Below are 19,851 nucleotides of genomic sequence, written 5' to 3' on the forward strand. Positions count from 1 at the left end.
TGCCTGGTGAGAGCGTCCCGGATCATGTCATCGGCGCGTGCGCTACGCGCCGGTAACAGCTCTGGGGGGAGCCCACGTGGCGGACATCAATCACTTTGAGTACGGCTGGATCACACCGGCGCTGAGCTACGCGCTGTCGGTGCTCGGTTCCATCCTCGGCCTGGTCTGTGCCGGCCGCATCCGGACCGCCGCCAGCACCGGCCAGAAGCTCTGGTGGGGGACCCTGGCCGCCTGGGCGCTCGGTGGCACGGCGATCTGGACGATGCACTTCATGGCGATGCTGGGCTTCGCGGTGACCGGGTCGCGGATCCGCTACGACGTGCCGATCACCGTGGGCAGCGCGCTGCTCGCGGTGATCGCGGTCGGCATCGGGCTGGCGATCGTGGGCACCGGCCGGCTCTCGGCGGGACGGATCCTCGGCGGCGGCCTGTTCACCGGCGCCGGAGTGGCGGCGATGCACTACACGGGCATGGCGGCGATGCGGCTGGACGGTCGGCTGCTCTACGACAACCTCCGGGTGGGGTTGTCGGTGTTGATCGCCGTGGTCGCGGCCACCGTCGCGCTCTGGCTCGCGGTGACCGTACGCAAGGGGATGGCGATCTTCGCCTCGGCGCTGGTGATGGGGGTGGCGGTCAACGGCATGCACTTCACCGGGATGAGCGCCCTGTCGGTGCACCTGCACGAGGAACGCGGCGAGATCAGCGGGGCCGGTGTCGGTACGTTGCTCATCCCGATCGTGCTGCTGGTCATCTTCGGCGTGGTCGGTCTGGTGTACGCGTTGCTCGCCGCACCCACCGACGAGGACCGCGCCGCGCTCGCCTACCTGGACGCGCGGCGACCGCAGCCGCCCACGGCCAGCGCGACGCCGGATGCCGACGCCCCCGATCCGGTGGGGCTGCGCGCCCGGTCGACGCTGGCCCGCCCCGGCGCCCAGTTTCCGTCCCGTCGGGACCATCCGTCGCGCTGACCGTCGCGGAAAGTGTCGTACCCGGCACCGACCATGTATTCATGGCTGTCCCCGCCCTCACTCCGCGAAACGCCCCGGCGCGCTCGCTGCCCCTTCGCGAGGCGCGCACCCGACTCAGCCAACTCGTCGCCATGGCCGAACTGACCGACTCGGTCACGGTGGTCACCCGCGACGGCGACCCCCGGCCGGTCGCCGCGATCGTGCCGGCGGCGGCCGCCCGCACCGTCGCCGAGGCGCGCGCCGACGCCGGGCGCCTGGCCGAGGTCACCGCCGGCTGGTCCCGACGCCTGGACGCTCAGCGGCAGCAGAGCGGGCGCCGGCACGCCGCCGAGCTGCGGGCGGTGACCACGGCGCTCGCCGAGGTCTGGGCCGAGCTGGATCGACGTTTCCCGCCGGGAAGTGATCCCGCGCTGACCCGGTTACGCGCGGCCCACGCCCAGCTGCTCGCCGACTGAGAGACCGTCGACCGGTCCCGAGGTTCCCGACGGTCTCCGGGGCGCGCCCGCTCCGGCGCAAACCCGCCCCAAGGCGAGCCACGGTGCGGCTGTCGCGCCGGGGTGGCCGGGCCGCTGGCGGGCTCAGCCTCGACCGGGGCGGCCCTTGAGTCGGCGGCCCAGCTCGCGGGCGATCTCCCGGTTCGCGTCGCGTTCGGCCAGCACCTGCCGTTTGTCGTACGATCGTCGCCCCTTGGCCAGCGCCAGCTCGACCTTTGCCCAGCCGCCGGAGAAGTACATCGACAGCGGCACCAGGGTGATCCCGCCCTCGCGGGTCCGGTCCAGGATCCGGGCGATCTCCACCCGGCGTAGCAGCAGCTTGCGGGTACGCCGGGGCGCGTGGTTGGTCCAGCTGCCGTAGCCGTATTCGGCGATGTGCAGGCCGTACAGCATGATCTCCCCGTCGCGTTCCTGCGCGAAGGCGTCCACCAGCGAGACGCGTCCCGCCCGCAGCGACTTGACCTCGGTGCCGGCGAGCACGATGCCGGCCTCGTACGTCTTGAGCACGGCGTAGTCGTGGCGGGCCCGGCGGTTCGACGCGATCACAGTCCGTTCGGCGCTGGGGGAGGTGCCCATCCGGGAAGGATAGCCGCACCGCCGGTCGGCTCAGACCGGCTTGTCGTGCTCACGCAGCCGGCTCGCCAACTCCGTCACCGCGGTCTCGAAGCGCGGATCGGATTCGCCGGGCCAGTGCCCGACGATCGGGTGCGGGACGCTGTCGCCGGGCGGCGGGACGACGCCGACCGGGTCGCGCAGCCGCCGGTCCACCGTGCCGGCGGCGCCGGACACCGTCGGCGGACGCTCCGGCCGGTGCGGCGAGAAGACCCAGCCCCCGATCGGGTCGGTGTCCCGCCACAGGTTGATCCACCGCCAGTTGACCCGGTCGCCCACGTCGCGGAGCACCTCGTCACTGACGTAGGCGGGGAACAGCCGGGCGTAGAGCCGGCGCAGCGGTGAGCCGTAGGTGAGCAGCGCCAACCGGCCGCACACCTCGGGTGGCAGTTGCAGGATCGTGGCCGCGAGCAGCACCGAACCGTGACTGTGCCCGGTGAGCAGCACTCCGTGACCCTGGTCGGTGAGGTGCGCGATCCGTCGACTCAGTTCCGGCACCGCGCGCTCGGCGTAGCAGGGTGGTGCGAAGGGGTGCGCCACCCGTGGCCAGAACGTCCCCAGGTCCCACAGCACGCCCACGTACCTGCGGAACCGGGACGTGCGGTACGCGAAGACGCCGCCGACGAGCAGCGCGAACACCACCGCCGCGATGAGGAAACTGCCCATCTGGATACCGAAGTTGGTCGCCGCGGCCGGAATGCCGGTCAACTGCTGCACCGTGGGGCCCGGCGCCAGCCCCAGCATGCCGAGCAGACTGCTGGGCATGCCCACCCCGACGACAGAGGCGTACACCACCGCGAGTGACTCCACCCGTTCGGTGAACCGCGCTCGGGCGATCATGCGCTCGACCTCATGCAGGCGGTACCGGGCGGCCGGCGGTGCGTCGGGAAAGTCGTGCGCGACGGTGGCCCGGGCGGTGCGCATCCGGGGGATACGACTGGCCAGCACGATGATCAGCGCCGCCAGCAGGGTGGCTGCCGCCGCCACCAGGAACACGAAGATGGCCCACTTGTAGCCCAGCGGCGGGCTGATCGCCCGCTCCCCGTCGGCGTCGGCACGGCGGTTGAGGAAATCGGCAACCCGGTAGACCAGGTCTGCGGAGATCGCCACCGCCAGCCCGGTGGCGCTGGCCGCGATCACGGGAGCACCCAGCCCGCGTAGCGGTCCGGCGCCGAGCCCGTTACGGCCGAATCCGCGACGCGCCTCGTCGGGCTCGACACTTGGTGCGGGCGCCGCACCGCGGCCGGCGTCGCCACGGTCGAACGATTCGCCGCTGCCGGTGGTGTCGGCGGTGTTGTGCCGTCGTCGGCTCCGGGCGATCAGCGCGCCCGCGCCGAGCAGGAACAGCAGCACCGCCTGGGAGGAGATGACCAGCCCGACGGCGGTGGCGTAGCCGGGCAGCCCGTCCCGGATCCGCCACGGAGTGGGGTCGACCGACACCGCCACCAGCACCACAGCAATCAGCACGAAGGCCAGGTTGCGCAGCCCGCGCGCTATCCGGTCCGCGTACGAGTCGGTCGGCAGCAGGTCGACGAACGGGTGGGCGCAGACCAGCACGATGCTGGCCAACAGCACCGCCCCGCTGACGACGGCCAGGGCCACGCTGAGCGGCGACGGGCCCGAGCCGATCCGGGCGGCGACCAGACCGAGACTCAGGGTCATCAGCCCGGCGGCGCCGTGCAGCGAACAGAGCCGGTCCACGGTCGGCGCTCTGTCCCACTGGCCCACCGCGCTGAGCTGGTGGCCCCCCGAAGTGCTGATCGGGGTGTGGAAGGCGGCGAAGTTGCGGCCGGGGCGGACGCCGAGCAGCCAGACCAGCATGAGCGCGCCGAAGGGCAGGAGCGCGAAGACGGCCAGGGTGAGCCCGGGAGGTCGGTCGCTGATCCAGGACAGCCACGGCCGCCCGGCCAGACAGGACGGGTTCGGCACGCACCGCCAGGCGACCAGGTCCAGTGCCACGCCCATCGCCGCCAGCACGTACAGCATGGTGAGGCTGAGGGCGAGCAGCCGGCACAACGCCTTCACCCCGGAATCGGACTTGTGGCCTGGGGGCGGCCGCATCCAGATCGCGACGTTGCACAGCATGAACGGCAGCAGGAACATCAGCGACAGCGTGCGGACGGTGGTGCCGGAGGGCAGTTCACCCCAGCGATACGCCTCCAGCGTCACGCCCGCCGGGCCCCTGGTGTCCGGATAGCCCGGGCGCGGCCGGTAGAACCCGCCGCTACGGTCCCCGGCGACCTGGTGACTGTGCGGACGGTCGAGGATCTGTTCGGCGTCGGCACCGGACACGCCGTGCACCCGCAGCTCCACGACGTCGTCCGAGGCCCCCGGCTTGCTGGTCATCGGCCCCCCGGAACGTGTGCACCGACCCGACCCGGCACGGGCCCGGCGTCCCGGTGCGGTCTCCCCGTCTACCCGCCGAGCCGTCGACCACGCCTGCTCGCGGCGTCCGGCTGGTCAGGCGAACCGGCTGGTCAGACGGCCCGGCTGGTCATGCGGGCCGGTGGTCAGGCGGGCCGGCGGTCAGGCGGGCCGGCGGTCAGGCGGGCCGGCGGTCAGGCGGGCCGGCGGGCGAGGAAGTCGGCCAGCACCTCGGTGTGGGTGGAGAAGGCCAGCTCGGTCGGCTCAGTCAGCACCAGCCACTCGGTGGCCTCGGCGGTCGGCACCGAGGGCGGAAGATCCTCGGCGGGTCGTACCGGCAGTTCCCCGAAGATCAGCATGGTGCCGCCGGCCGGCGCGCTCTGCACGGTGACCAGCCTGGCACCGGCCGCGTCGGCATGCAGGCCGGTCTCCTCGCGCAGCTCGCGGACCAGCGCGTCCTCCCATCGTTCGCCGTGCTCGATGAACCCACCGGGCAGCGCGAGCAGCCCTCGGGCGGGTTCGATGTCCCGCCGGACGACGACCACACCGAGACCGGTGGCGGTCAGCACCGGCTGTACGGCAACCGCCACCGGCAGCGGGTTTCGCCAGACCTGTCGACCGCAGCTCGCGCAGAGCCGGGGCCAGCCGACCGGCGGCGGGTAGGCCGCGCCGCAGTACGAACAATGCGAGTACGCCACGCCAGTCATGCCGCAGCACGTTACCTGGCATGCGGCCGGGCACCGCCGGCAGCGGAGCCCGGGGCTGCCCCGCCACCGCCCGACCAGCTGCGCAGCGCGATCGACCTGGTCGTCAGCGCGGTGCTGGCGGACCGTAGGTCCGGGCGTTGCCGATCGCGTCCTTACGACCCCAGCGGCCCGGGATGTTCAGCAGCTCGATCCGGCCGAAGCGCGGCGGGATCTCCGGATGCACCACCAGGTGGTCGCCGTACGGCTCCAGGCCGAGCAGGGCGCGCAGCAGCAGGAAGGTGGCACCCGTGGCGGATGCCTGGGGACTGTTCGCGGCCGGGTACGGCACCGGAAAGCGGGTCAGCTCGCGGTCGTAGCCGGCGAAGGCCTCCGGCATCCGCCCGGCGAAATGCTGGGACGCCTCGACGACGGATTCGGCGATGATCCCCGCCTCCTTGACGAACCCGTAGTGGCGCAGCCCGCAGGCGATCAGCGAGTTGTCGAACGGCCACACCGTACCGACGTGGTAGCCGAGCGGGTTGTAGCTGGCCTGCCCGGTGGCCAGCGTCCGCACCCCCCAGCCGGAGAAGAGTCGGGGCCCGAGCAGGTGATCGGCGACTGCGGCGGCCCGGGAGGGGTCCACGATGCCACTCCACAACAGGTGCCCCATGTTCGACGCCAGCGCGTCCACCTGGTCGCCGTCGGGGCCGAGCGCCAGCGCGAAGTACTCACCCCCATCGATCCAGAAGTCCCTGTTGAATCGCTGCTTGAGCTGCTCGGCCTGCCGTTCCAGGCGTTCGGCGTACGCCGGGTCGCCCCAGAACTCGCGAGCCAGCCGGGCCCCGCGCCGTTTGGCGTCGTACGCGTACCCCTGCAACTCGCAGGTGGCGCGGGGCAGCCCCGGCAGCCGGCCGTCGCGGTAGCAGATCGCCTCCGGTGAGTCCTTCCAGCAGTGGTTCTGCGCCCCGCTCTCGTCGTTGCGTGGCTGGTACCAGAGGTAGCCGTCGCCGCGCAGGTCGCCGTACTCGTCGATCCAGTGCAACGCCGCGCGGGCGGCGTCCTCCAAGTTCCGCACCAGCGCGGCGTCGCCGGTCCAGCGCTCGTACTCGTCGAGCAGCACGACGAACAGGGGCGTCACGTCCGCTCCGCCGTAGTACGGCGACTGGGGACGATGTTCGAAGGCGGCCATCTCCCCGTACCGGAACTCGTTGAGGATCTTGCCGGGTTCCTCGTCGCGGAAGTCGTCGAGCACCGTGCCCTGGTCGATGGCGAGCAGGCGCAGGGTGGTCGCCGCCATCCGGGGCACGAACGGCAGAGTCTGGTAGCAGGTGAGCAGGTTGTCGCGGCCGATGATGGTGGCCGACCAGGGCAACCCGGCGGCGAGCATGGTCTCGTGCGGCAGCGCCAGCGGAGAGAAGCGCAGGCCGGCCAGGTCCATCAGCCCGCGCTGGTAGGTGGTGCACAACGACTTCCAGTCGCAGTACAACTGAGGGGCTTCGGCGACCCACTCGCTGAGGTCCTGGCGCAGTTCGGCGCCCACCTTGCCGCGCGGATGCCGCAGGCGTTCCCGAATGTCCGCTCCGTCCGGACGCAGCACGAGCCCTTGCACCCGCAGGGTCGTGGTCCACCGGCCCTGCGGGTCCACCCGGATCCGAAAGGTCAACCCGCGCTCGTCGAACTCGGCCGGTTCGCTGCTCGAGACGTCGGTGACCCGATGGAACTTCTCTCGCCGGTAACCGAGCCGCAGACCGTCCCCCGACACTTCGCGGTAGCCGCGAAGTGTCGACCCGTGCGGCCAGACCACGTTGTAGACCGGCGCGAAGTCGCTGTCCGCGTCGATGCGCAGCACGTAGTCGACGGGGCCGTTGGTGTGGTTGAGCACGGTGAGGTGCTCGATGAAGGCGCTGTCGGAAATCCACCGGTCGCGGATCACCGAGACCTTCGCGTCGACGTAGTGGGTCGGGTGACCGGGAACCAGGAAGAACCGGATCTTGTAGTAGCTCGGATCGTGCACGGCCAGCGGGTGCAGCCGCTCCCCGTCCAGACGCAGCCGCCAGGTGGACAGGAAGCGGGTGTCAAAGGCGAAGAATCCGCTCGGGTTGGTGGGGCTGAAGTCCATGTCGCCGTTGTCGTCGCTCAGCGCGAAGATGTTGCCGTCGAGGATGCGGACCAGCTTCCTCACCGCGGCTCCCCGTCGCCGGCCGGGGGCGCCGCCTCGCCCGGTGACGGCCGTCGGTACGCGGCCAGCGCCCGGGCGGCCACCTCACGGGGGTGGTGGGCGTCGGGCGGTGGCGCGAACAGCCGCTCCAACATGACGACGAAACGGAACTCGCCGTCGGCGGTGAAGTCGTTGCGCAGCCACGCCGGCAGGGGCTTGACCTCGCCGTGGGCCATCCGCAGGAAGAACTGCGCGTCGGTGTAGATCACCGTGTCCGCGTCCGTCATGTCGCCGCGCGACACCGTGATCCGGCCCTGGTCGATGCTGACCAGCCAGTGGTCGACCCGGTCGGGGTAACCCAGGTCGAATCGCACGGTGCCGCAGACCTGCCGAAGCATCCGCCCCCCACCCTCGACGAGGCCGTCGAAGAAGTCGCGCACCGCCTCCGACATTCCGGCACCTCCTGCGGGGCGTTGCCGGCCGACGAGGGCTGGCGCCAGGGTGGCCCGAGCCGGCGGCGAAGCGCCGGTCAGACTCCTCCGCCATCGTCACCTTAACGGCTTTGGTCCGCTCTGGTGCTGGTCTGTGTTGGCTGGCCACCTTCAGGTAGATCCGGACGGCCCGACCCGCGCCTGGGGAATCGGCATTGGTTTCCTGCTGGCCGCCGCCTATGGTGGTCCGATGCGAACCGCCGCGCCGCTCAACCGCGCCGCCGCCGTCACGGCGGCGGCGGTTGTGCTGCGCGTGCCCGGCGCGGCCACCCCCGCGCCCCGGGTCTGCGGGCGTGCCGGTCACGGCCAGCCGCGTCCCGCGGGTCGCAGCCCTCCGGAAACCGTGCACGGACACGTGACGGCCCAGGGGCGAAGCGCAGAGCTTCGGCCCTTTTTCTTTTCCGGAAGGAACCGACATGAGCGAACGGACCGGCACCTACGACCAGCAGTGGCGCACCGAACTCGAGGCGACGCTGAACCACGAGTTCGAGGCCCAGACGACTCGGCTGACCGAGTTGACGGCCGACACCGGGGATCCGGCGGAGGCGCACACGAATGCCGCGCTGATCGCCGCTACCCGGCAGAGCCTCGACCAGATCTCCGGGGCGCTGCGACGTCTCGCCGCCGGTGGCTACGGCAGCTGCGAGCGGTGCGGAACGGACATCCCCCGGGAACGCCTGGAGATCCTGCCGCACGCGCGGTTCTGCGTGTCGTGCCAGCAGAAGCAGAAGGGGTGACCAGGTGGACCGGCCGCCGCTCGTCTCACGGGTGCGGCGGCCGGTCCGTGGCCTCGGGCGACCCGGACGGCTCGTCGCGCAGGCTGGCGGTGACGGTCGCGGTCAGACCATCGGGCCGGCGGGTCAGCGTCAACGCCCCGGTCAGGTGATGGGCGAGCCAGAGACCCCGGCCACCCGGGGTGTTCGTCGCGGGCAGGTTCACCGGCAGGTCGCCACCGTGCTCGTGGCCGTGATCGGTGACCTCACAGACGAGCAGGTCGGCCCGCCGGAACAGGTCGAGTCGCCCCCGGCCCCCACCGTGCAGCACGGCGTTGGTGACCAGCTCGTGCACGGCCAGGACGAGATCCTCGGCCACATCGCCGGTGAGGCCGGCGGCGGCCACCCGGGCGGTGAGCAGGTGCCGTAGCGCCGTCACGGTCTGCGCGGTGAACGACTCGGACAGCAGTGGGGTGGTCTCGCCGCCGCCGGGGGACGGGTCGCGGGAATCCCGGGCGTCCGGCGGGCCGAGGTAGTTCATGCAGGCAGGGTACGTCGTCCGCGAACATCCGCGACCTTTGCCGAGGGGCAACCATCCGGAAGCTACTGGCCACCCTCCACCGACGTCCGACCGAAGGATCGGCCGAGACGGTGTACCTCCGCCTCCAACCGCTCGGCCAGTTCCGCGCCGCCGAAGCGGTCGATCAGCCGGTCGGCGAACCCGCTGAGCACCATCGGGCGCAGCGCCTGGACCAGGGCGACGGACCGTGGCACGTAGACCTTGCGTCGCCGACCTTCGATGCCGCGCAGCAGTGCCTCGGCGCACCGCTCGACACTGACCACGGTGTTCAGCGGCCAGGGCAGTTTGCGCTGCGCGGCGTGGAAGGAGGCGAGGTCGTCGCGGAAGTCGCGCACCAGGTCGGTGTCGATCCAGATCGGGTGCGCGGTGCCCACGGTGAGTCCCCGCCGACGGTTCTCCAGCCGCAGCACGTTGCCGAACTGCTCCACCCCGGCCTTCGACGCACAGTACGCGGCCATCCCGGGCATGGCGGCGAAGGCCGCCGCCGAGGAGACGATCAGGACGTGGCCGCGGGCGGCGCGTACGTGCGGCAGCGCCGCGCTGACCGTGCGGACCACGCCGGTCAGGTTCACCTCGATGGTGCGTGCCAGGGCGTCGACCGGGCCGGTGGACACGGTGCCGATGTTGGCGATGCCGGCGTTGGCCACCACCACGTCGATGCCGCCGTAGCGCTGCACGGTCGAGGCGACGGCGTCGTCGAGGCCCGCCTGGTCGGTGACGTCGCATTCGTACCAGTGCCCGCCCACCTCGGCGGCGACCTGCCGCAACAGCACCGGTTCCAGGCCGACCACGGCGACCCGGGCGCCCCGGGCCGCGGCGGCCCGGGCCAGTTGAGCGCCGATACCCCGCGCCGCTCCGGTGATCAGGATGGTCCGGTCGCGTAGGTCTAGCCGCATGCTGCGCTCCTGGTCCCGGTCGCCGCCGGCGGCGACCCAGTGGTGGTCTGCCGAACGGTACCGGGCTTGCGTCGGCCGACCCACCCGGTGCCGTCCGCCCGCCGCACCCGACGTCCGCGCCGGCCGTTCGTGGTGAGTGGCGCGGACATCGGGAAGGATCTACCCCGAGGCGGTACCGCAGCGAGGACCAGGAGAAGGAGAACCGCATGGCTGACTTCGTCGGCGCCGTGGACCAGGGCACCACCAGCACCCGGTTTATGATCTTCGACCACGGTGGCAACGAGGTCGGCCGCCACCAGCTCGAACACCAGCAGATCCTGCCGCGCGCCGGCTGGGTCGAGCACAACCCGCTGGAGATCTGGGAACGGACCCAGACGGTCGTGCGTACGGCGCTGAACACGCACAGCCTGGCGGCGGGTGACCTGGCGGCCCTCGGTGTCACCAACCAGCGGGAGACGACTGTGGTGTGGGACCGGCGCACCGGTCGGCCGTACTACAACGCCATCGTCTGGCAGGACACCCGGACCGATCGGATCGCCTCGGCGTTGGAACGCGACGGGCGCGGCGAGATCATTCGGCGCAAGGCCGGTCTACCGCCGGCGACCTACTTCTCCGGTGGCAAGATCCAGTGGATTCTGGAGCACGTCGACGGGGTGCGGGCGGCCGCCGAACGCGGTGAGGCGATCTTCGGCAACACCGACACCTGGCTGTTGTGGCACCTCACCGGCGGCCCGGACGGCGGTGTCCATGTCACCGACCCCACAAACGCCAGCCGGACCATGTTGATGAACCTGGAAACCCTGGACTGGGACGACGAACTGCTGTCCATCTTCGGCGTTCCACGCGCCATGCTGCCCCGGATCGTTCCGTCGTCCGATCCGGACGCCTACGGCGTCACCCTGCCCAGCGGCCCGTTCGCCGGCCCGGTCCCGATCACCGCGGATCTTGGTGACCAACAGGCGGCCACTGTCGGTCAGGTCTGCTTCGCCCCGGGCGAGGCGAAGAACACGTACGGTACGGGCAACTTCATGCTGTTGAACACTGGGTCGGAGATCGTCCGCTCCGAGGCCGGGCTGCTCACCACCGTGTGCTATCAGTTCGCCGGCCAGCCGCCGGTCTACGCGCTCGAAGGCTCCATCGCCGTCACCGGTTCGGCCGTGCAGTGGCTCCGCGACCAGCTGAAGATCATCAGCAGTGCGGCGCAGAGCGAGGACCTCGCCCGCCAGGTCGACGACAACGGCGGCGTCTACTTCGTGCCCGCCTTCTCCGGCCTGTTCGCCCCGTACTGGCGATCCGACGCCCGGGGCGCGATCGTCGGCCTGTCCCGCTACAACACCGACGCGCACATCGCTCGGGCGACGCTGGAAGCCATCTGCTACCAGAGTCGCGACGTGGCCGAGGCCATGGCGCGGGACTCGGGCGTACCGCTGGAACGCCTCAAGGTCGACGGCGGCGTCACCGTCAACGACCTGTGCATGCAGTTGCAGGCGGACATCCTCGGCGTGCCGGTCAGCCGGCCGGTGGTCGCCGAGACCACTGCCCTCGGCGCGGCCTACGCCGCCGGCCTGGCCGTCGGATTCTGGCGGAACACCGAGGAACTGCGGGAGAACTGGAACGAGAGTCGGCGTTGGCAGCCGTCCTGGTCGCCCGAGCAGCGCGCGGCCGGCTACGCCGACTGGCGCAAGGCGGTGCAGCGCACGCTGGACTGGGTCGACGTCGGCTGACGACGCCGCGCCCTGTGACGTTTCGGCCAAGTTAACGTCACTGCGTGTCAATGTCGCGGTGCCGGAATGTCCGGTGAGTCTGCCTTAGCATCCCGATGTCCGGCAGCTGCCGGGGGTGGGCACAGGGAGGCATCCATGCGGATCACGCGCGCGATCATGGCGGTCGTGGTCGTACTGTCGGCCGGCGTACTGGCTGGCGCGGCGCACGCGGCGTCACCGTTCACCGTGGTCAACGGCTCGATCCAACCGGCTACGGGCACGCCCCGGCCGCCGTCGGGCACTCACGCCACGCTGTGGCACAACGCCAGCTACGCCAGCGTCCCGGTACGGGGCGCCGGCCGGCTGGTCGTCGGGGCGATCGGCGATCACTGCGACGGCTGGCCGACCCTGCGGGTCAGGGTGGCCGGCGAGGTGATCGGCGAGATCACCGTGACCAGCGCCGCCGACTACGGCGGCTATCCGGTCGGTGAGCAGCTGCCGGAGGGGCGGCACGACGTTCGGATCGAGCTGGTCAACGACAGGTACACCGGCGCGTGCGACCGCAACGCACACCTGGCGTACGTGCGGGTGCAGCCGCCGCCGGCGGTCGACGCCACCTTCACCTTCGCCGTGGTCCCGGACACCCAGGAGGAGGTGCTGTCCGCGGGCGACACCCGGCTGCGTCAGCGCGTCGACTGGCTGGTCGACCAGCGCGCCACCCTCGACCTGCGTTTCGTCACGCACTCCGGCGATGTGGTGAACTACGACTCTCCCGGCCACGTGCAGTACGAACGGGCCCGGGCCGCGTTGCGTCCACTGGAGACGGCCGGCATGCCGTACACCCTCGCCGTGGGCAACCACGACACCCAGGCCGCCGGGCCGGACGGGGAGTTGCGCAGCCCTGCCGGGCAACTGCTGCGTGACACGACGGTGTTCAACAGGTACTTCACGGCGGGCCGGTTCGGGGCGGTGCGTGGCCAGTTCGAGGCCGGCAAGGTGGACAACGCCTACGCCACCTACACGGCCGGCGGCGTGCGGTGGCTGGTGCTGAGTCTGGAGCTGTGGCCGCGCCGGGCGGCGGTCGCCTGGGCGAAGGCCGTCGTGGCCGCCCATCCCCGGCACAACGTCGTGATCGTCACTCATCACTACCTGGAGAGCGACGCCTCGATCGGCCAGTCGGCCGGCTACGGCTCGACCAGCCCGCGGTACCTTTTCGACAACCTCGTGGCGCGATACCCCAACATCCGATTCGTCTTCTCCGGCCACACGGGCACGGCGGCCTCCCGGGTGGACACCGGCGTGCACGGCAACCGGGTCCACTCCTTCCTCCAGACGTTCCACTCGCGCCGGACCAACCCGGTGCGGCTGGTGGAGATCGACACGGCTGCCGACTCGCTGCGTACCTGGATCTACGCGCCGCACACCGACGAGGAGTTTCCGGCGCACGAGCGTACGTACGCCGGGCTCGGCCTGGTGCGGTGACGTGCCGGCGGCGGGGCGCCCCGCCCCGCCGCCGGGCCGGCCGGCCGAGGCTGTCTCGAAACTATCTTAGAACTGTCTCGTTATCGTCGTCCGCGTCGAGGTGGCGGTAGACGGTGGCGCGCGAGACGCCGAACTCGGCGGCGATCTCGTCGGCCGAGTGGGTGCCCGCCAGATGCATCCGCCGGGCGGACCGTACCTGTTCCGGGCTCATCGACCGGGGTCGCCCCGGCCGCCGCCGCCCCACCCGCTCGGGCGTCGCGGAAACGGCGCTGGAGGCCACTTCGGTCACCGGTGTCGTCAGGTCGGCCGCCGGTGCGGACCGGTCCACCGGCTCCGCCACGTCGGGTGGCGCCTCGCCGAGCAGGCGACAGGCGCCGTCGAGCATGTCGCCCCGCAGCACCGACGCGGGCACGTCGATCATGAACACCACCGGATCGCTACACATGGCGATGGCCTGGACCGCCCGGACCCGATCCCGGCGTCCGGCGTCCGGTCCGGCGACGATCTCGTTGGCGCGCATGGCGATCTGCATCAGCCGGTGGTACGTGCTGCCCCGGTCGACGAGCGCGAGGTCGTGAAAGAGCATGCCGAGCGGGCCGCGGTGCGCGAGCATGGTGTCCACCCAGCCCGCCAGCAGCGTCCACCTCGCCTGCTGGCCGGGCAGTGCCCCGGCCTTGTCCAGCAGCGCCTCCAGGTCGCGGATCAGCGGCTCGGCTAGTGCGGTGAGCAGATGCGCCTTGCTGGGGAAGTGGTAGAGGATGGCGGCCTTGGTCAGCCGTAACCGTTCGGCGATCTGCCGCAGCGAGGTGCGTTGGTATCCCTGCTCGGCGAAGAGGTCCGATGCGGTGCGCAGGATCCGGCTGCGGGTGCCGTCGGTCTCCTCCCAGCTCATGCGCCAAGCGTAGTGCCTCCTGACCGCCGGGCGGGACGCCTCGTATCGACCCCTTACCATCGGTCAGTACAGTGGTTCGGTAGACACCGTACGACGGGAGGCACCATGTCCGTGATCTCCATCGAGAACCTCGTCAAGACCTTCGGCGGCGTACGCGCGCTCGACGGGCTCGACCTGACGGTGGAACCGGGGGAGGTGCACGGATTCCTCGGACCCAACGGCTCGGGCAAGTCCACCACCATCCGGATCCTGCTCGGCCTGCTGCGCCGCGACTCGGGGCAGGTCCGCATCCTCGACGGCGACCCGTGGCGCGACGCCGTCACGCTGCACCGGCGCTTGGCGTACGTGCCGGGCGACGTCAACCTCTGGCCCAACCTCTCCGGCGGGGAGGCGATCGACCTGTTCGGCGCGCTGCGCGGCGGGCTGGACCGGCGTCGGCGCGACGAACTGCTGCGACGCTTCGATCTGGACCCGACGAAGAAGTGCCGCACCTACTCGAAGGGCAACCGGCAGAAGGTCGCCATCGTCGCCGCCTTCGCCTCCGACGTCGAGCTGTACGTGCTGGACGAGCCCACCTCCGGGTTGGACCCGCTGATGGAGGCGGTGTTCCAGGAGGAGGTCCGCCAGCTCACCCAGGCCGGCGCCAGCGTCCTGCTCTCCAGCCATGTGCTGGCCGAGGTCGAGGCGCTCTGCGACCGGGTCAGCATCATCCGGGAGGGCCGGATCGTCGAGTCCGGCACGCTGTCCGAGCTGCGGCACCTGGCGCGTACCACAGTCACCGTCGAGACCGGACGGCCGGCGACCGGCCTCACGGAGCTGCCCGGCGTGCACGAGGTTCGCCCGGTCGACGGTCGCGTCCGGCTGGAGGTCGAGCCCGAGCACCTCGACGCGCTCCTGGCCCACCTGGTCCGTTTCGAGGTCCGCGCGCTGACCAGCACACCGCCCACGCTTGAGGAACTGTTCCTGCGGCACTACGGCGAGGCCGTCAACGGTGACCGGCAGGCGACGACCGGAGGCACCCGATGAGCGCCTTCACCGGAACCGGCTGGCTCACCCGGCTGGCCCTACGTCGCGACCGGGTCCGCCTGGCCATCTGGACGCTCGGCAGCCCGCTGATCGGCTACGCCCTCGCCGAGAGCGTGGCCAGCATCTACCCCGACGAGCAGAACCGCATCGGGTACGCCGAGGTGGCCAACACAAGTGTCGTCGCCCGCGCCTTCAACGGCCCGGTCGCCAGCACCGACCTCGGTGCCGTGGTGGTCACCGAGACGTACCTCACCCTGGCCGTGCTCGCCGCGCTGCTCAGCACCTTCGCCGTGGTCCGGCACACCCGGCAGAACGAGGAGACCGGCCGCGCGGAACTGCTCGGCGCTGCCGCCGTCGGCAGGTACGCGCTGCTCACCGCGGCCCTGGTCGTCGTGGTCGGCGCCAACGTGCTGGCCGGTGCGCTGCTCGCGCTCGCCTTCGTCGGTGCCGGGCTGCCGGCCGCCGGCTCGGTGGCCGCCGCCGCCGCGATCGTCGGGGTCGGCCTCGCCTTCACCGGGGTGGCCGCCGTCACCGCCCAACTCTCGGTGACCTCCCGGGGTGCGAACGCGCTCGCCGCCGCCACGGTCGGGGTGGCGTTCCTGCTGCGGGCCACCGGTGACGTGCTCGGTCAACGCGCCGCCGACGCGGTACGCCTGGACAGCGCCTGGCCGACCTGGTTGTCGCCGCTGGGCTGGGGCACCCAGATCCGTGCCTTCGGCGGCGAGCGGTGGTGGGTTCTCGCGCTGCCGGTCGCCCTGCTGGTCGTCGGGGTTGCCGGGGCGTACGCGCTCGCCGAACGGCGCGACCTCGGGGCCGGCCTGCTCGCCGCCCGCCGGGGGCCGGCCACCGCCGCCGCCGGCCTGCTCAGCCCGGCCGGACTCACCTGGCGTCTGCACCGTGGCGCGTTGACCGGCTGGGCGGTCGCGGTCGCGGTGCTCGGCCTCGCCATGGGCCTGGCCGGCAACGAGGTCGACGACATGATCGCCGACAACCCGGCCGCCGCCGAGGCGATCGCCCAACTCGGCGGCGGGGCCGACCTGGTCGACGCCTTCCTGGCGGCGATGCTCGCGCTGTTCGCCCTGACCCTCGGGGCGTACGTCGTGCAGGCCCTGCTGCGGGTGCGTGGCGACGAGTCCGACGGCATCCTCGAACCGTTGCTCGCCACTGCCGTCAGCCGCTACCGGTGGTTGGGCACTCAGGTGGCCGGCGCGGTGCTCGGTGCGCTGGCGCTGATGCTGCTGGCCGGTGCCACCACCGGCCTCGGGTACGGGCTGGCGGTCGGTGACCCGGTCGGCTGGACCGTCGAGCTGACAGGTGCGGCGCTGCTGTGGTTGCCGGCCCTGCTTGTCGTCGCCGGGGTGGTGACCGCCCTGTTCGGCGCGCTGCCCCGTTTGTCGGTCGCGTTGAGCTGGGCGGTGCTCATCGTGTTCCTGCTGCTCGGCCAGCTGGGTGCCGCGCTGGACCTGCCGCAGGCGGCGCTTAACCTCTCGCCGTACACCCACGTGCCGTCGGTGCCCGCGGTCGACGTCACCGTACTGCCGTTGGTGGTCCTCACCGCCGTCGCCGCCGCGCTGCTGGCCCTCGGCCTAACCACCTTCCGCCGCCGCGACACCCCCACCTGACCCCACCTGATCCGTCTTGATCGTTTGCAGTGGAGTGACTCGACACGCCGCTACTGCGGTCAGTGCTCGAGGTGTCGGTCAGCGCGGAGCACGCTGGGATCCTCGGAGGACACGAGGTGCGGCGGAACCTTTAGGCGGTGCCAGCGTAGTTGGGTGATGGCGTCGAGGACGTCGCGCGCAGCGGCTGCCGTGGCGCAGTCCGCCAGGCGGCAGATCGGGCAGGGGCCGCCGGGGGACGGGCAGTGCTCGCGGAGGGTCCGGCGGGCGGTGAGGGCGAGCCGGTTGAGGATCTGAGCCAGGGACAACAGCCGCGCGGTCATGTCGCCGGCACCCCGAGGGCCGCAGCGAGCTGCACGATCGTCGTCGGGGCGTGCGGGCTCCGGAGCACCTGGGCGAGCAGGTCGCGGGCGGCGGGGCGGTGCCGCACCTCGGCGGGTGCGATGCTCTCGGCTTGCCGCAGGGTCCGTGCGGCGCTCGTGTGATCGTGGGCGTGCAGGTGCGCGCGGGCGGCGTCGATCAGGTGGGCGGCGCGATGCTCGACGGGTAGCCACTGCCAACCGTCGCGTCGGACCGTCCTTTGATGCCAGGTGACCGCCGCACCCGCGTCGCCCAACTCCAGTGCCGCCACCGTCCGCGCTGCGGTGACGGCGGTAGGCCCGAAGGCGGTGCGATGATGGTCATGACCGTCGCCCACCCGGTCGCCCAGGTCGGCGGCCTCGTCGAGCAGGTTGGCGGCGCCGCGCTCGTCGCCGTCGCCGGCCGCCGCGAACGCGCCCTGCACGAGCAGCGTGCCGCACAGGGACAGTTGCCCCGACGGGCCACCGTCGAGGTCCGGCGGTGCGATCCGGTACGCGGCGGACCGCATGGTCGACACCGCCGCGCGCGTCTGCCCGGTGGCGCGCAACACCTGCCCGAGTTGCACTGCCGCCGTTGCGGCCAGCACCGCGTCGCCGGTGGCAAGCGTCATCGCCCGATCGGCGGCCAGCCAGGCCAGCTCGGTCTCACCGAGCTTTGTCAGCAGCGCCGCACCGATGCGGTATGCCTCCACCAGCGGTCCGCGCCCCGGTCCCGGCTCGCGGGCGTAACCACGTTGCGCCCCGCCGATCAGCCCGGGCAGCAGGTCGATCAACTGGGGGTACCGTGCGTGCTGGTAGGTGGTCCAGGCGTGAACCACGCTACGCGCCACCTGAGCTGCCGCCGGTATGTCGCGGCCCGGCACCCGCCGGCCCACCGCGATGTCGTACGCCGACAGTGCCGCCCGGATCCGCTCCACACCCGCCGCCCGCTCGCTGACGGCGGCGGGACGGACATCGCGGCCCAGCAGCACCGACTGATCGACCCGCAGCACAGCGGCGATCTCCGCGATCGTGGACACTTTGTCCAGCGAACGCGCACCGCGCTCGACCTTGTCGACCCAGCTCTTCGACTTGCCTAGCCGGTCGGCGAACACCTGCTGCGACATCCGCCGCCGCCCCCGCCAGTACGCCACCCGCCGACCGATCGGCAACTCGTCACCCATGCCGTCGCCGATCCGGCACCGCCCGGGTCGTCTCCTCGACCGGTATCCGATCCGCCTCGGCCTGGGCGAGCAGACGGCGTCTCGCCGCCTCCCGTTCGGCCGCCTCGATCTGCTCGCCCCTACTTGGCGTACCGGCGTCGTTCTGGCCGATCATTCCCGACTCCTTCGCGATCAGAAGCGCCAGCAACTTCCCGTCGCTACCGTCTGATTACGCTAAGCAATCGAGTGCTTGAGGCTGGGGTACGCGACGTACCCGGTGACGAGGCGTACCTAAAGGTCGGTGGCACCGATTCGACGTGCGAGGTCAACCGCCTCGGCGCGGATTGCCGCAGGTGCTTCGTGGGACAGCCGAGTGACCATGTCCTGCGCCACGGGCGAGTAGCGGACCGTATCCGGTGACGTCGCCTCGGCTCGCGCCAGTAAGTGGAGGGTCGCTTCTCTCGCACCCTCCAGGTCGGCGGAGCGTGCCAGCTCCACGTAGTGCCGGCCCCGGCGCTCTGTCGACGGGATTGACGCTGGGTCGAGAGCGTGGGCGCGGCGCTGCGCCTCGTCCGGATCACCGAGATCCACTGCGCACATGACCGCGTACACGTCGACCAACGGCCGCGACACGCGGGTCTGCAAGCCCACGAAACCCTCGGGCAACGCCCGGTCGACAATCGACCGAGCGGTGTCCCAATCCGACCACGCGCCTTGGTCGCCGGTACGGGCGCGGGTCAGGGCCGAGCAGAGGTGCAGGTCAGCGAGTACTTCCGCCCATTCGGGGCCGCTATCCGCAACCCGTGGTTCGATAAGCCCGCGCGCTTCCCGAAGCCGCTCCAACGCTTCGTCTCCGCGGCCGACCGACCGCAGCAGGTGCGCGGCAAACCAACTCGCTCGTGCGATAGCCAGTGGGTCGTCCGCGTCCAGGGCGGCGGTCATCCCGCGATCGACGGTCAACCAGACCAACTCGCGGTCGCCGTGCCACGCCAGATACGCCTGGGCGAGATGGTAAGCCTGCGCGAGTAGGCCGAGGCTTGCCCGTCGATCATCACCGGAATGCAACCGAGTCGCTCGCTGGGTGGCATCTAGCAGGCCGGGCAGGATTTCCCCCGCCGCCGTGCGTTGGTGTCGGGACGTGTGCCAGGTCTGCCATGCGGCATCCACCGCACCCCGGAGATAGTCGGTACTCTCCGGTTGCCCGTCGAGGACAATGTGCCAGGCGGTCAACGCGCGGCGGACCTCGTGCACTGCGGGATGACTGGGCCGGCCGTCGAGAGACAGTGCCACGGACGGGCCGAAGAGGTCACCGAGGTCCCGAACCCCGAGGTGTGGTGCCATCTGCTGCGCGGCACGCAGGGTCAACGACCGACGGCCGTTCTCGATGAACTTCACAGTGGTCGCTGATAGTCCGCTCAAGTTGGCGAGGCGTTCGCGGGAGAGCCCGGCCGCTCGACGTAGCCGCTCGACTCGCTGGCCCGGCCTGGGCTGCTCTTGACTGGTCACGGACGACACCTCACTCGATGGGGTACATCGTGTACCTCACGCTACGCGCAGCTTCCGCCGACGGAAAGAGCTGAAAGCTGACCAGCATCTCGGCCGAAGTAATGACGTGGGAATTCCTCGCATTTCCCGATGATCGAGATCGCGTCGACTCAGGAACGACA

Annotated in this window: 19 protein-coding genes; 7 read left to right on the plus strand and 12 right to left on the minus strand. The window is 71.4% G+C overall.

Translation table 11 applies throughout. The features are described 5' to 3' along the window. Positions 1-76: 76 nt before the first annotated feature. Positions 77-967, plus strand: a complete 891-nt coding sequence (locus Vse01_RS09635) for an MHYT domain-containing protein (RefSeq protein ID WP_093405925.1) — start codon at positions 77-79, stop codon at positions 965-967. Between the two features lie 41 nt (positions 968-1,008). Further along, positions 1,009-1,422, plus strand: coding sequence for a hypothetical protein (locus Vse01_RS09640; RefSeq protein WP_093405922.1), 414 nt, complete (start codon positions 1,009-1,011; stop codon positions 1,420-1,422). Positions 1,423-1,545: 123 nt separating this feature from the next. On the opposite strand, the gene smpB is transcribed toward Vse01_RS09640, so the two are convergent. From smpB to Vse01_RS09665, 5 genes are all read right to left on the minus strand, one after another. Then, entirely contained in the window at positions 1,546-2,037 is a 492-nt protein-coding gene (gene smpB, locus Vse01_RS09645) for an SsrA-binding protein SmpB (RefSeq protein WP_093405920.1), read from the minus strand. 30 nt (positions 2,038-2,067) lie between these two features. Next, positions 2,068-4,419 (minus strand): hypothetical protein, encoded by a 2,352-nt coding sequence (locus Vse01_RS09650; protein WP_093405916.1) that lies wholly within the window; start codon positions 4,417-4,419, stop codon positions 2,068-2,070. Positions 4,420-4,631: 212 nt separating this feature from the next. Next, positions 4,632-5,144, minus strand: coding sequence for an NUDIX domain-containing protein (locus Vse01_RS09655; RefSeq protein ID WP_093405913.1), 513 nt, complete (start codon positions 5,142-5,144; stop codon positions 4,632-4,634). A 103-nt stretch (positions 5,145-5,247) separates the two neighbouring features. Beyond that, positions 5,248-7,305 carry an amylo-alpha-1,6-glucosidase gene (locus Vse01_RS09660; RefSeq protein ID WP_093405910.1) on the minus strand — a complete coding sequence of 686 codons (2,058 nt, stop codon included), beginning with the start codon at positions 7,303-7,305 and terminating at the stop codon, positions 5,248-5,250. Then, positions 7,302-7,733 (minus strand): SCP2 sterol-binding domain-containing protein, encoded by a 432-nt coding sequence (locus Vse01_RS09665; protein ID WP_093405907.1) that lies wholly within the window; start codon positions 7,731-7,733, stop codon positions 7,302-7,304. Before Vse01_RS09665 ends, Vse01_RS09660 begins: the two co-directional genes overlap by 4 nt. Before the next feature lie 455 nt (positions 7,734-8,188). Between Vse01_RS09665 and Vse01_RS09670 the strand changes: the two genes are divergently transcribed. Next, positions 8,189-8,509, plus strand: a complete 321-nt coding sequence (locus tag Vse01_RS09670) for a TraR/DksA family transcriptional regulator (protein ID WP_093405905.1) — start codon at positions 8,189-8,191, stop codon at positions 8,507-8,509. Positions 8,510-8,534: 25 nt separating this feature from the next. Here the strand turns inward: Vse01_RS09670 and Vse01_RS09675 are convergent, their stop codons facing one another. After that, positions 8,535-9,026: an ATP-binding protein gene (locus Vse01_RS09675; RefSeq protein ID WP_093405902.1), complete on the minus strand. Its 492-nt coding sequence runs from the start codon at positions 9,024-9,026 to the stop codon at positions 8,535-8,537. 62 nt (positions 9,027-9,088) lie between these two features. Beyond that, the gene (locus Vse01_RS09680; protein ID WP_093406146.1) at positions 9,089-9,961 is read right to left on the minus strand and encodes an SDR family oxidoreductase; all 873 of its coding nucleotides are present in this window, start codon (positions 9,959-9,961) and stop codon (positions 9,089-9,091) included. Between the two features lie 206 nt (positions 9,962-10,167). Between Vse01_RS09680 and glpK the strand changes: the two genes are divergently transcribed. Both glpK and Vse01_RS09690 read left to right on the plus strand, forming a co-directional pair. After that, positions 10,168-11,685, plus strand: coding sequence for a glycerol kinase GlpK (gene glpK / locus Vse01_RS09685; protein ID WP_093405899.1), 1,518 nt, complete (start codon positions 10,168-10,170; stop codon positions 11,683-11,685). 135 nt (positions 11,686-11,820) lie between these two features. Then, positions 11,821-13,146: a metallophosphoesterase gene (locus Vse01_RS09690; protein ID WP_093405896.1), complete on the plus strand. Its 1,326-nt coding sequence runs from the start codon at positions 11,821-11,823 to the stop codon at positions 13,144-13,146. 61 nt (positions 13,147-13,207) lie between these two features. Here the strand turns inward: Vse01_RS09690 and Vse01_RS09695 are convergent, their stop codons facing one another. After that, complete coding sequence (locus Vse01_RS09695; protein ID WP_170863472.1) at positions 13,208-14,038, minus strand: TetR family transcriptional regulator; 831 nt, start codon at positions 14,036-14,038, stop codon at positions 13,208-13,210. Between the two features lie 105 nt (positions 14,039-14,143). On the opposite strand from Vse01_RS09695, the gene Vse01_RS09700 reads away from it, so the two are divergent. After that, a complete protein-coding gene (locus Vse01_RS09700) occupies positions 14,144-15,064 on the plus strand; it encodes an ABC transporter ATP-binding protein (RefSeq protein ID WP_093405890.1) in 921 nt (306 codons plus the stop codon). Beyond that, positions 15,061-16,686: an ABC transporter permease gene (locus Vse01_RS09705; RefSeq protein WP_093405888.1), complete on the plus strand. Its 1,626-nt coding sequence runs from the start codon at positions 15,061-15,063 to the stop codon at positions 16,684-16,686. The genes Vse01_RS09700 and Vse01_RS09705 overlap by 4 nt, the downstream gene beginning before the upstream one ends. A gap of 59 nt (positions 16,687-16,745) precedes the next feature. Here the strand turns inward: Vse01_RS09705 and Vse01_RS09710 are convergent, their stop codons facing one another. The 4 genes from Vse01_RS09710 to Vse01_RS09725 all read right to left on the minus strand — a co-directional run bounded on the left by Vse01_RS09710 (position 16,746) and on the right by Vse01_RS09725 (position 19,690). Further along, positions 16,746-17,006, minus strand: a complete 261-nt coding sequence (locus Vse01_RS09710) for a hypothetical protein (protein ID WP_093405885.1) — start codon at positions 17,004-17,006, stop codon at positions 16,746-16,748. Continuing rightward, positions 17,003-18,205 (minus strand): helix-turn-helix domain-containing protein, encoded by a 1,203-nt coding sequence (locus tag Vse01_RS09715; protein ID WP_093405882.1) that lies wholly within the window; start codon positions 18,203-18,205, stop codon positions 17,003-17,005. Before Vse01_RS09715 ends, Vse01_RS09710 begins: the two co-directional genes overlap by 4 nt. Further along, positions 18,198-18,359: a hypothetical protein gene (locus Vse01_RS09720; protein WP_170863471.1), complete on the minus strand. Its 162-nt coding sequence runs from the start codon at positions 18,357-18,359 to the stop codon at positions 18,198-18,200. Before Vse01_RS09720 ends, Vse01_RS09715 begins: the two co-directional genes overlap by 8 nt. 116 nt (positions 18,360-18,475) lie before the next feature. Then, positions 18,476-19,690, minus strand: a complete 1,215-nt coding sequence (locus Vse01_RS09725) for a helix-turn-helix transcriptional regulator (RefSeq protein ID WP_093406143.1) — start codon at positions 19,688-19,690, stop codon at positions 18,476-18,478. Between the last annotated feature and the right edge of the window lie 161 nt (positions 19,691-19,851).

The organism is Micromonospora sediminimaris (assembly GCF_016863575.1).
Lineage (GTDB): Bacteria > Actinomycetota > Actinomycetes > Mycobacteriales > Micromonosporaceae > Micromonospora > Micromonospora sediminimaris.

Coding starts and splice junctions, on each gene's coding strand:
- Vse01_RS09650 (WP_093405916.1), bottom strand. CDS start 4,419: ATGACCAGCAAGCCGGGGGCCTCGGACGACGTCGTGGAGCTGCGGGTG.
- Vse01_RS09705 (WP_093405888.1), top strand. CDS start 15,061: ATGAGCGCCTTCACCGGAACCGGCTGGCTCACCCGGCTGGCCCTACGT.
- Vse01_RS09710 (WP_093405885.1), bottom strand. CDS start 17,006: ATGACCGCGCGGCTGTTGTCCCTGGCTCAGATCCTCAACCGGCTCGCC.
- Vse01_RS09695 (WP_170863472.1), bottom strand. CDS start 14,038: ATGAGCTGGGAGGAGACCGACGGCACCCGCAGCCGGATCCTGCGCACC.
- Vse01_RS09670 (WP_093405905.1), top strand. CDS start 8,189: ATGAGCGAACGGACCGGCACCTACGACCAGCAGTGGCGCACCGAACTC.
- Vse01_RS09665 (WP_093405907.1), bottom strand. CDS start 7,733: ATGTCGGAGGCGGTGCGCGACTTCTTCGACGGCCTCGTCGAGGGTGGG.
- smpB (WP_093405920.1), bottom strand. CDS start 2,037: ATGGGCACCTCCCCCAGCGCCGAACGGACTGTGATCGCGTCGAACCGC.
- glpK (WP_093405899.1), top strand. CDS start 10,168: ATGGCTGACTTCGTCGGCGCCGTGGACCAGGGCACCACCAGCACCCGG.
- Vse01_RS09700 (WP_093405890.1), top strand. CDS start 14,144: ATGTCCGTGATCTCCATCGAGAACCTCGTCAAGACCTTCGGCGGCGTA.
- Vse01_RS09680 (WP_093406146.1), bottom strand. CDS start 9,961: ATGCGGCTAGACCTACGCGACCGGACCATCCTGATCACCGGAGCGGCG.
- Vse01_RS09720 (WP_170863471.1), bottom strand. CDS start 18,359: ATGATCGGCCAGAACGACGCCGGTACGCCAAGTAGGGGCGAGCAGATC.
- Vse01_RS09655 (WP_093405913.1), bottom strand. CDS start 5,144: ATGACTGGCGTGGCGTACTCGCATTGTTCGTACTGCGGCGCGGCCTAC.
- Vse01_RS09690 (WP_093405896.1), top strand. CDS start 11,821: ATGCGGATCACGCGCGCGATCATGGCGGTCGTGGTCGTACTGTCGGCC.
- Vse01_RS09715 (WP_093405882.1), bottom strand. CDS start 18,205: ATGGGTGACGAGTTGCCGATCGGTCGGCGGGTGGCGTACTGGCGGGGG.
- Vse01_RS09675 (WP_093405902.1), bottom strand. CDS start 9,026: ATGAACTACCTCGGCCCGCCGGACGCCCGGGATTCCCGCGACCCGTCC.
- Vse01_RS09640 (WP_093405922.1), top strand. CDS start 1,009: ATGGCTGTCCCCGCCCTCACTCCGCGAAACGCCCCGGCGCGCTCGCTG.